The sequence below is a fragment of the Butyricimonas muris genome (assembly GCF_046365375.1).
Taxonomy (GTDB): Bacteria; Bacteroidota; Bacteroidia; order Bacteroidales; family Marinifilaceae; genus Butyricimonas; species Butyricimonas muris.
The window spans coordinates 208997-223225 of record NZ_JBKEIT010000003.1 but is presented as its reverse complement, the minus strand read 5'-3'; the positions used below and the strand labels follow the sequence as shown (position 1 = coordinate 223225).

Genomic DNA, 14229 nt, shown 5'->3' with positions numbered 1-14229 from the left:
CGAACAGCTTTTTTTTATTTTACTCTAATAACAACGTTGTTTCCTTTTATATCAAACACCACATTTTCCGTTTGCTCGAACTTATTCAGCAAGTTCCGGACATCCTCGTACCGTTTCACTTTTCCAGTGAACTCTATGTGCTTCGCATCCTCATTCTGATAAAACACGTTCAACCCGTACCACACCGAAAGTGTCGTCATAATCTCTTCCAAAGCCGCCTGCCGGAACTTATAATACCCATCTTTCCATGAAGTATATAATTCAGTATCCACTTCCCTCACGTCCGACTCCCTACTATCTTTATCATACACGAACTGCTCTCCCGGCACAATTCGAAAGTTTTTCCCTTCACATACAATCTCCACGCACCCTTCAACAAGAGTCGTTGCCACAGTTCCCAATTTCTCGTAGGCTTTCACGTTAAAAGAAGTTCCCAACACTTTTACATTCATTTCTCCCGCGTGTACCCAAAATCCCCGTGTACTGTCTTTCACCACTTCAAACCACGCTTCGCCTTTCAGAAAAACCTCCCGTCGCTTTCCTCTAAACATCGCCGGATAACGAATCTCTGAACCGGAATTCAAAAACACCTTTGTCCCGTCCGCCAAAACAAGACAATATTCCCCACTTACCGGAACCGTCAACGTGTTGTACACCACATCCTCCGCTTTCCCCTTGCTTTCAACCTTCGTGTACACCAGCGTATTCCGTTCATTCATAATCCGTAATGCCGTATCCGCCACGATCAGCTCATTCGTGTCCCGTTTCAACGGCACCACCTCACCCCGCCCTAATGTCAACATCACCTGCCCACTTCCCGGCACAATCCGCTCCTCCGTCACCTTTTCTCCATCTCCTCCTGACTTCATCCACATCATCATCCCGACTCCCAACATCAACAACACCCCAGCCACACTCGCCCCGTATCTCCACCACACCATCCTTCTCGCTTTCCCTCTTCCACTTTCTCTTTTCCCACTCCTTTCTACTATTCTCCTCCGCATCTCCTCTTCCAACCTCACATACGCCCCTTTCTCATCCAATCCTCCCTTCGCCTTCACCAACCTCACCACCTCTCCCAACTCTCCCACCACCATCCTATACACCCTCTCGTTCTCCTCCTTCTCTACCCGCCACCTCTCCACCTTTCCTCTCTCCTCTTCTGTCACCTTCTCTCCCGCCATCTCCGCCGCAATAATTTTAAAAATCTCATCTTCCATAATCACTATTTTCTACTATAACACCACCACCCCTCAAATCATGTGACAGGAATATTCATTTTTTCTTGGAAAAAAGTGCTTTTGTAAGAAATCTTTTAGAATATTCGTGGCACACAAGATACATAATTTTATAATATATTAATTCAATGTATTTTAAAATGGTAATTGAAGAAGGTTTCTATAATTTAGCACCATTTTAGTACCACTATTTAGCCATCGTAAATAAATCACGCAATGGTACAAATGGCATTAGATAATTAGCTTCTCCGGCTGCATAAACCACATTCGTTTACCACCTTCAAATCTGCCAACACTTTCTATAGATAATCAGACGGTTAATTTACAGGCCAAATAAACGACCGCTTGCCGATTTTGTGTTTACATTGCGTAACTTTTCTACAATAATCGCATTTATAATTTATCGTATGGGATTTTATTTGTACCTTTGCACCGTACAATAAATAAAATCAACGATTATGATAGCAGAGTTCAGCATTGAGAATTTTTTCTCCATTAAATCGGTTCAGAAAATCAGTTTTGAGCCATCGGCAGATACTTTTATGTCTGATGAGTATTCGTATGAAGTTAAGGATGGGGTAAGATTACTGAAAGTGGGCATCATCTATGGTGCCAACGCTTCCGGTAAAACGAATATATTAAATGCCATCGAATTTTTCAAGATGCTGGTTTTGAGAATGCCTAAAGACAGGACTGAGAAAACCGGGGTTGTCCCTTTCATGTTGGATGACACTTCAAGGAACGAAAAGACAAAAATGTCAATGGTATTCTATATCAATCAGTCGAGGTACATCCTCAGTTTTGAATTGGACGCAAAGCATATCTATTCCGAGACATTGATTGTTTATGATTCCATTCGCCCTACCAAGCTGTATAACCGAAGTTATGATGCCGCGACAGATTCCACGACCATTGACTTTGGTGTAAATCTAAAAATGACGAAAAAAAGCCAAGATGTGATTTCCGGTAACACGATCAATAATTGTAGTGTGCTTGCCGCATTTGGCAAAAGTAACGTGGAACGTACAAAGCTGAATGATGTGTACGATTATTTTGCCAAACAGGTAAAAGATGTACTGGCTCCCGGTATGCTACTTTCGGGATATGTCAAATCACGATTGGATAAAGACGAGGCAGGAGATTTGAAGAAATTCATTTTAAATTTCCTGAAAGCGTCCGATTTCAATATAGAAGATGTGGTATTACACGAAGAGGAAGAACTGATTACCCCTGAATTGGAACAACTGATTCAGAATGCCCCTATTGATAAAGAAGCAAAGGCAGAAATGCTTAGAAAGGGCAAAATTACAAATACGGAACTGACCTTCAAGCATAAGGCAGGCGATAAAGTGTATGATTTATCGGAAGAATACGAGTCCAATGGTACCATGAGGTTCTTAGGAATGGCAGTGATACTGAATTTCCTGTTAAAGACCAATCGGTTTGTGCCCATTGATGAAGTGGAGACAAGTATTCATTATGAACTGCTGGCTTATTTTATAAAAGTATTTTTAGCAAATAGCGACGGAACATCCCAGATGCTCCTGACAACCCATGACATCAATCTTCTCAATGAAGATTTCATTCGCCGTGATACGATATGGTTCACTGACAAAGACGAATTCGGCGAAACTAAAATAGTGCGCCTGTCTTCTTTGGGACTGCATAAGAATCTTTCCCCATACAATGCTTACAAGCAGGGAAAATTGGTAAAGTTGCCATTCTTGGGTAGTCAGTATATCAACCTAAATGACTAATGATATGGGGTGGACAGTAACAAAAAGTATTGCCATCATAGGCGAGGGAGAAACGGAATGGTTCTATTTCGATTCTCTGAGGATTGCGTGTCGCTATCCCTTTAAGGTCGCTCCAGATTTTCCGCAGCACAGCGACATCAATCATATTCTAAAACTGGTAGAATCTTATTTGAACAAGCAATATGACTTTATTGTATGCCTGTTTGATATGGACAGGCTATATCAATATCCTTCTGAAATGCAGCTGTATCAGCGGGCAAAGAAGAAATATGTTGCAAAGAAATATGCCGGAAAGGTGATGTTTGTAGAAACGAATCCGTGCACGGAGTTTTGGTTTCTACTACATTTCTTGCCTAATGTGGTTTGTCGGCGATACGAGAGTTACGACCAACTGCTTCCCGAATTGCAGAAATATATGCCGGGGTATGAAAAGACAAAACGCTATTTCATACGCACCAACCTCTATAAATACCTGACGGAGAATGGAGATTTGGAACGGGCGATGTCAAATTCCGAAAAGTTGTGCCAACTCTGTAAGGAATCACCGGAGGATTTGAAGGCATACTCGGAGATTCATAAGGTTATAGAGTTGTTAATTAATATATAAACTATACATTTAAAGCAAACATGAGTCTTGATAAAAACAAACATTTGAGAGAAGTGTTAGACACACACAAGATGTGCCACGTTCAGGATTTCGTGAATAAAGTTAAAAACCGTAGAGAGGAAATTAAGACCAAAATGCACAACCACTACGGTAGCGACAAGTATTCATCGTTTGGCTCTGGCAGTTTTGCTAAGCATACCGCTACCAATGTGAAATTCGACCTTGATTTGGTGGAACCGTTCAAGTATAATGCTTTCGGAACATTACAAGAGATGTTTGACAGCGTACACGATTTCCTTGCAGAGGAGTATAAGAATACAGGCGTGGCTATTCGCAAGCAAAAGGTTTCCATTGGCGTAAGTTTCCCTATTGAAGAGGGGGATGAGAAACCTGTTGAGCTTGATGTGGTACCTGGTAGGGAACTAAGCAAGGATGGCTATCTTGATTCGCACGACCTGAACCTATGTTTTAATGAAGACTATTGGGGATTCAAGAAAGGAACGAGCCAGAAAACGAACATCCAAAAGCAGATTTCACATATCGAAGGCAAGTCAAGTGAACGCCAAATTATCCGTCTGCTTAAAATATGGAAAAAGCAGAAAGATAAGAAATACAAGTCGTTCGTTATTGAACTGACCGTAATAAGAGCCTTAGACGGCTATAATGGTGATATGGGTCTTTGGCCAAGACTAAAATACACGATGGAGTATCTACGTGACCACATCGCAGAAAGCAGTTTCCACCTTTGTGACCCTGGTAACACGAATAACAATGTCATGGAAGCAATGCTGGACTACGATAGACAATCGTTTAAATCAGATATGGAGATTATGCTCAACAACATAGACTGTAATCCTGATTTATACTTGCCCTACTACTTCAAGGTAAACGAAAAGTATAGCGGATATAAAGAGAAAGATGCAGGTGCTGCTTACCCAACAAGTACAAAACGATTCGGATAGTGAAGAATATGATGACGGCAGATAAAATAAAGGAATTGATACATGCCCTTTATGGTATTAGCCTTATTGATGATTTTACCATTGATGAGGCAGGATCGTTGAAAGGCCGTATCGCCGTGGTTACAGGCCAAGACAAAGCTGATTTGGTATGGGATGTAGAGATCAGCCCTACCTATCCGTTTAAAGCTATGGGCAGGGAACCTATCCATTTTCAAAATAATAATCTGCTGGACTATCCACACATTATGCAGGGCGGTAATCTTTGCATGCACCCTGCGGAATATGAGAATGCAGAGAGTCAATTTGTGAACGACTTGAAACAACTGAAGGAATGGGTGGAGAAATACTATGTAAGGGGAGAAAAAGATGCACACTATGAGCATTTGGTGGTAAACCATAATCTGATTCGCGAACAGTATTATACTTTTTGCTTCGCAGAGACTCAAGAGGATTTTACTGAAGGAGATTATGGAGAGGTACACTATGCAGCATTACCAATAGGTCGAAAAAATGACAAGCCAGTCATCAACCATGTGGCACAAAAGTTTGTGTCGTGCGTGCAGGTAAAGAAGAAGGAACTGTTCTGTAGGATTAGTAAGTCCTACCAAGAATTAAGGTCGTTTAAGGGAGTATATTGTCTACTGAACAACATCCCATCGGTATACAACAAGTTTATTGTTGAGAATTACGATTCTATCAAGGGACTTTTCTCGCAGAGTCAGAAAAAACATATCCATAGTTTTGTGGTATCGCATAGAGGCAAGTGTGATTTCTTCCCATTGTTTTGTGGATATAGAATTCCTGAAGGCGGCGTTCACTGGCAGGTAATGATTCTCTTCATGGATGATCTGCCGATAGAACCTGTACGGGTGGGCACTGGAAAGAACAGGCTTTGGTTCACAGATTTTAGGCAGGGGCAAATCCAATGGGCAGAAACCGTGGATATTTCCTATAAGTATTTCTTTGGGCGTGGAGCCATGCCCAAAGAACTGGCTAATAAGAAAATGCTGATTATGGGCATCGGGGCTATAGGAAGTATTGTGGCTGAGACTCTAACAAGATGTGGTGCGAAGAAACTGACTCTATATGACATAGACAATAAGGAACCTGGTAATGTTTGCCGATCTGCATATCCTTTTTATACAGGTATAACTGAGAAATCCTTGGATATGAATAGTTTACTGACGCAGATTTCGCCTCATGTTGAATGTACCAGTTTGAAGTTTATTGTTGACTTAGTGATAAAAACATATGCGGCAGAACATGAGGATAAAAGTGCTCTTGCAGAGTTCTTTGACGAGTTTGATGTGATATTTGATTGTACTACGGATAATCAACTGATGCGGGTAATGGATTCTACTGGGACGAAAGCCCAATTGGTTAATCTCTCAATAACCAATCACGCACAAGATTTGATATGTGCCTTTTCACCTAATATGACAGAGACCGTTTTGCTGGTATATGGCTTACTTAAGCACGATATGGAAACCGACATGTATAACCCTACGGGTTGCTGGACTCCTACCTTTAAGGCTTCATATAACGACATTGAATGCAAGGTGCAGGTCGCTGTGAAGCATATTATCAAGATGTTGAGCAGGCTGGAACCCTTAAGTAATTTTTATATAACAGAAGACGACTTGAGTTTAAAAATAAACAAGTTATGAAGTATTATTTGGCGAGTAATGATTTATATATAGAGATACAGGCCTCCGTGTTCAACCAAATAAAATTGCAGGCAGAGAGCGAATACCCCAATGAGAACGGAGGAATGCTCGCAGGACGATATTCCGCAGATATGCATACGGTGTATATAGAAAAGATTGTGGTTCCTGTTGAGAAATTGACTGGTAGGACAATGTTTATGCGCAACACAAAGGGACTGGAAAAAGTTTGGGAACAATTGGCCAAGGATGGATTGCGATATGTGGGTGAATGGCATAGCCATCCCAATGGTTCCACGCAATATAGCGGTACGGACTTGGCAGCCATGATAGATGTTGAGAAGGAAGTGACCATTGAGAATCCGTTATTACTGATTGTCGGAGTGAGAGGCGGTGGACTTAGTGCCCATACATTTTATTGCTATAAGAATAATAAGCTATTGGAATATAAGAAGATGGTAGATTTAAAAGAATTATTTCATGGTTTGCAGGAACAGATGCAGACCAGCCTGAATGTAAACAGGATGTTTATTGGACACCCTGGTAGTAAGGGTGACGCTACGGAGCAACATTGGATAGAGTTTCTACGCACATACCTTCCTGACAGGTATAAGGTAGATAAGGCTATTGTGATAGATTCGACGGGCAATGTTAGCGAACAGATGGACGTAGTCATTTATGACGCGATTTACACACCCTTCATATTCAAGCAGGATGGTTTTATGTATATACCGGCAGAAAGCGTGTATGCCGTGTTTGAGGTAAAACAGGATGTGGAAGGGTATATAGAATATGCAGCCAAGAAAGTTGAGAGCGTGCGTAAACTGAAAAGAACAAGTATTAGTATGGTCGCCTCAGGAAAAACTACGCCTGCCAGACCATTGACTAAGATAATAGGTGGTATTTTAACTACAACGAGTTCGTACCGTGGGAACGATACGGTAATAAAGCAGTTAAAGAAACTGAAGGGCTTACAGACTTTGGATTTGGGATGCCTCTGTGATGCTGGTAGTTTTTATATTGATTATAAAGAGACTGTACCTGAAGATATAGACCCAATCAAGGATAATCGTAAGTATATAGAAAATGTGTATGAGAGTCGCGAAGTAAACGAGATTGAGTTTAGCAAGAAGAATGTGTCTCTCTTCACATTTTTCCTTCAGCTTGTGAGCTATTTGAAGTCCATTGGTACTGTCCCCGCGATAGATATCAATGCGTATCTGGAGGCTATTAATGCAAAAATTGACGAAGACATTTAAAAAACGATAGATTTCGTAAATTTCAACAATAATTACACCTCATTTCAGACAATAGATAGAAAGGGTAGAAAATTTGTAGTATTCTACCCTTAATTTATCACATTGCTTTTATCATTGACTCAATAAATACTCCCTCAATCAACGCCTCCTATTATTATTTTGAGGTAAGTAACTTTTTTACATACAGTTGGCTCTTATCGTTAATGCCGAACACTTTATAAAGTTGGGCATTCACATCACCGTTACACATTATCTAACAGAATTAGTTAGGGGTACAGCAGATAGTAGCCTAAATGTAAATGATCGAATAAAACTTCAAAAACAAGTTGAATCAATCATGGTCAAAAACGACATCAGTGAAGATATACGCGATGCCATGTTAAAAACGATTTCCGCACAATTCAAATATTCCAGTTTTGTTAATGTCGTGGAAGAAATGGAACAAAATTTATATCCTAACTCTCAAAATAAAATACTATATTACTTAATTTCACAATGTAACCAGTTAGATTCAAATAAATTATTTTTAACAACACATAGTCCTTACCTTATTAACTATTTAACATTGGCTATTAAAGCAAATCAAATATTTGAACTTTCTCAAGGTAATGAAAATATCAAGAAGCAACTATCTAAAATCATTCCCGAAACTTCCTATGTCAAATCTTCAGATTTAAATATATATGAGATTAAAGATAATGGTATTGCTTCTAAACTAGAATTTGTAAGAGGACTTCCTTCTGATAATAATTTTTTAAATAATCTATTAGCAGAAACAAACAACGTGTTTAATGATTTATTAGATATAGAAGAACAATGTCAAACATAAATTTCTTTCACGTCAAATATCGCAAAGAAGCCCCTCGTTCTGAAAACAGATAACTTTCCCTATTCAACAAGCCAACGCTCGATATTGCGAGTTTGGTCACTGAAATTAACCCCTACCCGGAAAAGTTTTCGCCGATCAGCGAGAAAAGGATCTGCATAATGTTTATCACGAATCTGCTGAAGAGCCTCTTCTGCCGTACCGTCAAGTTTAAATTCCATTATATAGATAAAACGGTCTGTTTGAAGCACTAGATCCACTCGCCCTTCACTTGTATGATACTCTGCTTTGACATAAAAACCTACAAGCTTAAAAACGATAAACAACACGTTCTGGTAATGGCGTTCAATCTCTCGTTTTTGAGTCAATTCATAAGGAATATCCGCGAAAAAACTTTGCAAACGCCGGAAAAAGGCATCAATATCACCATGTTCCACTTCACGCACGAATCGTTGAATTTCAAAAGGCGATTCAACCTTATCTACATCAGTATAGAAAGGCATTAAATAACTTACAAAACCCTCTTCCACTTCTCGATTAGGAAAACCTAAACGGTAAACACCAAAACGACGGTCATATCCTTTAATTGTCAAATATCCACTCTGGTATATAACCGGAATCGGGTTCGTAGAAGTTGAATCTACACTATTCAACACATCAGCATTCGTTTCCTCGTGGGCCATACGATAAAGGTCATAGTGATGCTTACGAAGCAATTCCACAAGATAAGAAGGAGTACCCGTTTCAAACCAATAACTACCGAATTTCCGTTTATCTAGCGTATTAAGCAAACTAAAAGGATTATAGATACCGGGAGTATTTTCTTCAAAATGATACCCGTCATAACATTCCTTTAACTCGGCACACGCCTCATCATAGGTCATATTTTGTGCAGCGGCTAAAAGACGAATATCTTCTTCAAAATAGCTATACAATTCCTGTTCGTTAATACCACAAATATCAATGTAACGCCCGTCCATAGAAATATCTTTCAAGTTATTCAGATCACTGAATACACTGACTTTCCCAAACTTAGTCACACCAGTCAACATGGCAAACTTAATACTGCCATCCATTGTCTTGAGCGCTCCATAGAAAGGTTTTAACGTCGAACGAAATTCTTTTTGCAATTCTTCATCACCAATAGCCTGTAGCATAGGCTTGTCATACTCATCGACAAGAATAACAACACGTTGCCCAGTCTGCTCGTGAGCCCGACGAATAACACCGGCAAAACGTAAAGAAAAAGAGGTTTCAGAGGGACGGCTACCATAAATACTTTCCCATTGTTTCAACGTATCATTCAATATATTATCCAAACTCCCGGGTGTATCATACCTCTCTATATTAAGATCTAAATATAGAATAGGATACCGGTTCCACTCCTTCTCCAACCACTCGACAGCCAACCCTGCAAAAAGTTCCTTCTTTCCTTCGAAATAAGCCTTTAAAGTAGATAATAATAAACTCTTACCAAAACGACGCGGACGACTGAGAAAATAATAACTGCCGGTTTTCACCATTTGGTACATTTGTGACGTTTTGTCCACGTAGACATAACCGTCACCCCGAAGTTTTTCGAAATTTTGAATACCGATAGGATAAATCCTCGCTGTCATATCATAGTCTCCTTTCTCATTTATTATCTCATTATGAAACAAAGATACGGAAAGTATCTTACAAATATATCCATACAGACATATTTTAAAAGACTCTACTAAAACCTAATCTTCACTTTCTTCCAACAAAACAATAATATTGAAAACATTTGCTCTTTCAATTTTTCACGTAGAAATTTTAAAGAACGCATCAATTGAGTGCGGACGGTATTAATGCTGATTTGTAGTTGGTCGGCAACTTCCTGATATTTTTTTCCTTCGGCACACACCATCATAAAAATACGACGGCGTTCCGGGGGAAGTTGATTAATCGTGGTGTATAAAATATCTATTTCAGTCTGCTCGTCTTCTTTCATCATTTCCACCACAGGCATTTCTGCCATCATTTTTTCATGACGAACTTCTCTGCGTTTGCTGCCCCGCAGCTCGTTCAAGGCGGCATTCTTAACCAAATGGAACATGTATTTATCCAAACCGTCAGAAAGGTTGTTATAAAGAGAGTTTTCCCAAACATTCATGAAACAATCCTGCACGACATCCTCCGCCGCATCGACATCTTTAAGGATATTCGTGGCATATAAAACCAACACATCATGATACTCCGAGAAAAAAATCTTGAAAGCTTTTTCTTCGCCGTTTTTCAACGCTGCTAATATTTCTTCTGCCCTTTTCATACATGCCCGTTAATTCTACAAATTAAATAAATATATTACAATAATGCATTATATCTAGTCTACTTTTTTTCAAATTGACGAGTCAAAAGACATTCCCCACCTTAAAGAACTACTGTCTTCGAAGCAGAATCGTAGGTATAGCACTCGACAAGCGCAAAAGAGCAAAAGAAGGGCTATAGTAAGCTTCGCTTAGTTCATAAGGTCTGTAAAGTCTATAAGGTACGTAGGATGTTTAATCATGATAGCATAAGCTATCAATAAACTTTGTCCGCAGGACACCCGTGACCTTATGGACTTTATGGGCCTTATGGACTTTACAGACCTATATCAATCTTCTCTCATAACACTGTAATAGTAGAAATCGATCACCTTGCCGTTTTTAACAGCGGCTTTGTGCAGGACGGCTTCCAGTTTGTAGCCTGCTTTTTCCAATACCCGCATAGAACCGGGGTTGTAATCGAACACGAGGGCGTATAGTTTCTGATAACCAAAGGTTTCAAAGGCGTATCGGGTAACGGCAGCCACAACCTTGTGCATGATACCTCTTCCCCAGTAAGGCTCGCCCAGCCAATAACCGATCTCGGCGGTCACACGTTCAATATCGCCCTCGGAGCCGAACCCGATACTTCCTACCGCCTTTCCGTCTACCTCAATGGCAAACCGTGTCGGTGGGGCGGGTAAAACATGAACCATACTGATATAATCAAAAGCATCTTGTTTCGTGTACGGATGCGGAAAGTGATCCATCACGTTATTCCAGATCTTTTCATTGTCGGCATTCTCGGCTAATGAATCGCAATCCGAGAACCGCCATTCGCGCACGACAAATCCGTCCCCTTCTATCCTCACTTCACGCGCTTTCTTCCGTAACATTAAGAACTCATTTCCCTGACTCTCCGATCGGGGTAAATCGCTTATACTTGTTTTCATAATTGCCAGATTCACTCAGAATCTCTCCTTTATCATGGTTTGTTTTTGTATTTAAAACAATACAAACATACATAGTTTAACGATATTGTGTACCGCAACCGTGAAATATTTTTTCATGCAATCATTCAGCATATTAACATCTGAATAGACAAAAAAATAATCCGGATTACGGTACCAATATCAACAAAACATTCCCAACAAACACTTCCTCCGGCAATTCGAGATTAAAAGATTTCCTATTAGCACAAACTCTGTGCAACCTTTATCACTTCTTCTGCCAATTGATTGGCGGCAGCTTCGTCTTTTGACTCGGAATAAATACGGATAATCGGTTCCGTATTAGACTTCCGCAGGTGTACCCACCCGTCTTTGAAATCAATTTTCACGCCATCAATATCGGTAATCTCTTCCGAAGCGTATTTTTGCTTCAACCCTTCCAGAATCTTATCGACATTCATGTCGGGAGAAAGAGTCAATTTATTCTTGGAGATAAAATATTGGGGGTAGGTAGCCTTCAATGCTGTCATTGTCTTTCCCTCCGCCACGAAATGAGAAAGGAACAGCCCAACACCCACCAAGGCATCACGTCCGTAATGACTTTCCGGGTAAATGACTCCTCCGTTACCCTCACCACCGATCACGGTATGTGTTTCTTTCATTTTGGCGACCACGTTCACTTCCCCAACGGCAGCGGCACTGTAACTCTGCCCGTGAGCCAGCGTCACGTCACGCAACGCACGGGAGGAAGAGAGATTGGATACCGTGTTTCCGGGGGTATGCTTCAATACGTAATCAGCAACAGCAACCAGCGTGTACTCCTCCACGAACATCTCCCCGTTCTCGCAAACCAACGCGAGACGATCCACATCCGGGTCTACCACAATTCCAAGGTCTGCACCACATTCTTTGATCTTTTCCGATATCTGGGTCAGATTCTCCGGTATCGGTTCCGGGTTATGACTGAAATGCCCGGTAGGTTCACAATTCAATTCCACCACTTCTTTCACGCCCAAGGCACGTAACAAAGCGGGAATCACCGTTCCCCCGACCGAATTCACGGCATCTACCACCACTTTCAAGTTAGCTTTGGCAATAGCTTCCGGATTTACTAATTTCAGATCCAGCACGTGCCGGATATGGTAGTCCGTGTAATCTTTACAAGTAACCGTTCCCAAATCATCCACCTCGGCATACTCGAACGACTCTTTTTCTGCCATCTGAAGAATTTGTGCCCCATCCTCGGCAGACAAAAATTCACCCCGGTTATTCAACAATTTCAAAGCATTCCATTGTTTCGGGTTATGGCTCGCGGTCAAGATAATTCCCCCGTCAGCCCCTTCAGCCGTCACGGCAATTTCCGTTGTCGGCGTGGTCGCCAACCCGATATTCACCACGTCATGCCCCAAGCCGCACAAAGTGGCTTCCACGAGTTTAGCGTACATATCACCGGAAATACGGGCATCGCGTCCTAACACTATCTTCGCCTTCTCTTTCCTGGCACCGATTTTTAGCCAAGTGGCATACGCGGAAACAAATTTCACGATATCCAACGGAGTGAGATTATCTCCCGGTTGTCCCCCAACCGTGCCGCGAATACCGGATATAGATTTTATTAAAGTCATAACAAGCAATTGAAAATTGAAAATTGAAAATTGAAAATGTCACACATTACCAACTCAACCTTCAACCGTTAAAATCATAAATCATCAAATCACGAAATAAAAAAAGACTGTATCCATTACCCCGAAAGAGATAACGCATACAGTCCTTGTCTTATCAAAAAAATTAGATAGATGCCTTATAAGCGTCAGCGCTCAACAAACCGTCTAATTGTGCTTCGTCATCAACCTTTACTTTGATAATCCAACCTTTTCCATAAGGATCTTTGTTCACGAGGTCAGGTTGATCTTCCAACTCAGAGTTAAATTCCAAAACCTCTCCGGAAATCGGCATATACAGGTCGGAAACTGTCTTTACAGCCTCGATACTTCCAAAAGTATCACCAGCTTCCAGCTCATCACCTTCTGTTTCAACCTCAACAAACACGATATCGCCTAATTGACTTTGTGCATAGTCAGTAATACCAACATATGCTTCTTCACCTTCAACACGAATCCATTCGTGTTCTTTAGTGTACTTTAATTCTGCAGGTACGTTCATTATCTTATAAGTTAATTTAAATTTGACAATTATTATAAGGCACAAATATAAGGAAAAAATTAAACTTCAATCACTGAAACTGAAATTTTAGAGATGATTTATCACTTTTGCATTTAACCATTTCATTCTCAATAAGAATATCCTGTATTCCTTTATCCATAAGCGTTCCGAAACACTCAAACTTTAGTGAAATCGTATTTTTTTTCTATTTTTCGGTATCAAAATGTTGCAGAATAAGAAAAACTACCTATCTTTGCACCGCAATTGAGAACAACAGCGGTTGTTTGATGCAAAAAAAGGTTCGGTAGTTCAGCTGGTTAGAATACATGCCTGTCACGCATGGGGTCGCGGGTTCGAGTCCCGTCCGGACCGCCTTTTATTATTGAAGAAAAAACTATTTGGTCTGGTAGTTCAGCTGGTTAGAATACATGCCTGTCACGCATGGGGTCGCGGGTTCGAGTCCCGTCCAGACCGCATATCAAGAGAAAAAAATAACGTAAACCTCCGTATTTTAGAAGAAATGCTGAGGTTTT

The 14229-nt window shown here is 40.6% G+C and carries 12 protein-coding genes and 2 tRNA genes; 8 read left to right on the top strand and 6 right to left on the bottom strand.

The annotated features are described in order from the left end of the window. Positions 1-14 precede the first annotated feature (14 nt). Positions 15-1220 carry a FecR family protein gene (locus ACK8P8_RS06320; RefSeq protein ID WP_369860701.1) on the bottom strand — a complete coding sequence of 402 codons (1206 nt, stop codon included), beginning with the start codon at positions 1218-1220 and terminating at the stop codon, positions 15-17. Positions 1221-1696: 476 nt separating this feature from the next. Here ACK8P8_RS06320 and ACK8P8_RS06315 point away from each other — a divergent pair, with 476 nt between their 5' ends. The 6 genes from ACK8P8_RS06315 (at position 1697) to ACK8P8_RS06290 (ending at position 8316) form a co-directional block, all read left to right on the top strand. Continuing rightward, positions 1697-2995, top strand: a complete 1299-nt coding sequence (locus ACK8P8_RS06315; protein WP_369860702.1) for an AAA family ATPase — start codon at positions 1697-1699, stop codon at positions 2993-2995. Between the two features lie 4 nt (positions 2996-2999). Continuing rightward, positions 3000-3602, top strand: coding sequence for an RloB family protein (locus tag ACK8P8_RS06310; RefSeq protein WP_369860703.1), 603 nt, complete (start codon positions 3000-3002; stop codon positions 3600-3602). Between the two features lie 20 nt (positions 3603-3622). Further along, positions 3623-4564: a hypothetical protein gene (locus tag ACK8P8_RS06305; protein WP_369860704.1), complete on the top strand. Its 942-nt coding sequence runs from the start codon at positions 3623-3625 to the stop codon at positions 4562-4564. A gap of 11 nt (positions 4565-4575) precedes the next feature. Next, on the top strand, positions 4576-6231 hold the full coding sequence (locus tag ACK8P8_RS06300) for a ThiF family adenylyltransferase (RefSeq protein WP_369860745.1): 1656 nt from the start codon (positions 4576-4578) through the stop codon (positions 6229-6231). Then, positions 6228-7487, top strand: coding sequence for a DUF6602 domain-containing protein (locus ACK8P8_RS06295; RefSeq protein WP_369860705.1), 1260 nt, complete (start codon positions 6228-6230; stop codon positions 7485-7487). Before ACK8P8_RS06300 ends, ACK8P8_RS06295 begins: the two co-directional genes overlap by 4 nt. A gap of 187 nt (positions 7488-7674) precedes the next feature. Beyond that, entirely contained in the window at positions 7675-8316 is a 642-nt protein-coding gene (locus ACK8P8_RS06290; RefSeq protein WP_369860706.1) for a hypothetical protein, read from the top strand. Positions 8317-8375: 59 nt separating this feature from the next. Here ACK8P8_RS06290 and ACK8P8_RS06285 read toward each other — a convergent pair whose 3' ends face one another. The 5 genes from ACK8P8_RS06285 to gcvH form a co-directional block, all read right to left on the bottom strand. Further along, positions 8376-9932: a PD-(D/E)XK nuclease domain-containing ATP-binding protein gene (locus ACK8P8_RS06285; RefSeq protein ID WP_369860707.1), complete on the bottom strand. Its 1557-nt coding sequence runs from the start codon at positions 9930-9932 to the stop codon at positions 8376-8378. A gap of 98 nt (positions 9933-10030) precedes the next feature. Beyond that, on the bottom strand, positions 10031-10606 hold the full coding sequence (locus tag ACK8P8_RS06280; RefSeq protein WP_369860708.1) for an RNA polymerase sigma-70 factor: 576 nt from the start codon (positions 10604-10606) through the stop codon (positions 10031-10033). 327 nt (positions 10607-10933) lie between these two features. Then, positions 10934-11536, bottom strand: coding sequence for a GNAT family N-acetyltransferase (locus tag ACK8P8_RS06275; protein ID WP_369860709.1), 603 nt, complete (start codon positions 11534-11536; stop codon positions 10934-10936). A gap of 239 nt (positions 11537-11775) precedes the next feature. Continuing rightward, positions 11776-13158, bottom strand: a complete 1383-nt coding sequence (gene glmM / locus ACK8P8_RS06270; protein WP_369860710.1) for a phosphoglucosamine mutase — start codon at positions 13156-13158, stop codon at positions 11776-11778. Positions 13159-13321: 163 nt separating this feature from the next. Then, the gene (gene gcvH / locus ACK8P8_RS06265) at positions 13322-13696 is read right to left on the bottom strand and encodes a glycine cleavage system protein GcvH (RefSeq protein WP_186975137.1); all 375 of its coding nucleotides are present in this window, start codon (positions 13694-13696) and stop codon (positions 13322-13324) included. Between the two features lie 298 nt (positions 13697-13994). Here gcvH and ACK8P8_RS06260 point away from each other — a divergent pair. Both ACK8P8_RS06260 and ACK8P8_RS06255 read left to right on the top strand, forming a co-directional pair. Then, positions 13995-14068, top strand: a tRNA-Asp gene (locus ACK8P8_RS06260). 28 nt (positions 14069-14096) lie between these two features. Next, positions 14097-14170 (top strand) — tRNA-Asp (locus ACK8P8_RS06255). Positions 14171-14229: the final 59 nt, after the last annotated feature.

What these genes read in the sequence shown, in the direction of transcription:
- glmM (WP_369860710.1), bottom strand. Translation starts at nt 13,158, where the DNA reads ATGACTTTAATAAAATCTATATCCGGTATTCGCGGCACGGTTGGGGGA.
- gcvH (WP_186975137.1), bottom strand. Translation starts at nt 13,696, where the DNA reads ATGAACGTACCTGCAGAATTAAAGTACACTAAAGAACACGAATGGATT.
- ACK8P8_RS06295 (WP_369860705.1), top strand. Translation starts at nt 6,228, where the DNA reads ATGAAGTATTATTTGGCGAGTAATGATTTATATATAGAGATACAGGCC.
- ACK8P8_RS06275 (WP_369860709.1), bottom strand. Translation starts at nt 11,536, where the DNA reads ATGAAAACAAGTATAAGCGATTTACCCCGATCGGAGAGTCAGGGAAAT.
- ACK8P8_RS06300 (WP_369860745.1), top strand. Translation starts at nt 4,576, where the DNA reads ATGACGGCAGATAAAATAAAGGAATTGATACATGCCCTTTATGGTATT.
- ACK8P8_RS06320 (WP_369860701.1), bottom strand. Translation starts at nt 1,220, where the DNA reads ATGGAAGATGAGATTTTTAAAATTATTGCGGCGGAGATGGCGGGAGAG.
- ACK8P8_RS06315 (WP_369860702.1), top strand. Translation starts at nt 1,697, where the DNA reads ATGATAGCAGAGTTCAGCATTGAGAATTTTTTCTCCATTAAATCGGTT.
- ACK8P8_RS06310 (WP_369860703.1), top strand. Translation starts at nt 3,000, where the DNA reads ATGGGGTGGACAGTAACAAAAAGTATTGCCATCATAGGCGAGGGAGAA.
- ACK8P8_RS06305 (WP_369860704.1), top strand. Translation starts at nt 3,623, where the DNA reads ATGAGTCTTGATAAAAACAAACATTTGAGAGAAGTGTTAGACACACAC.
- ACK8P8_RS06285 (WP_369860707.1), bottom strand. Translation starts at nt 9,932, where the DNA reads ATGACAGCGAGGATTTATCCTATCGGTATTCAAAATTTCGAAAAACTT.
- ACK8P8_RS06280 (WP_369860708.1), bottom strand. Translation starts at nt 10,606, where the DNA reads ATGAAAAGGGCAGAAGAAATATTAGCAGCGTTGAAAAACGGCGAAGAA.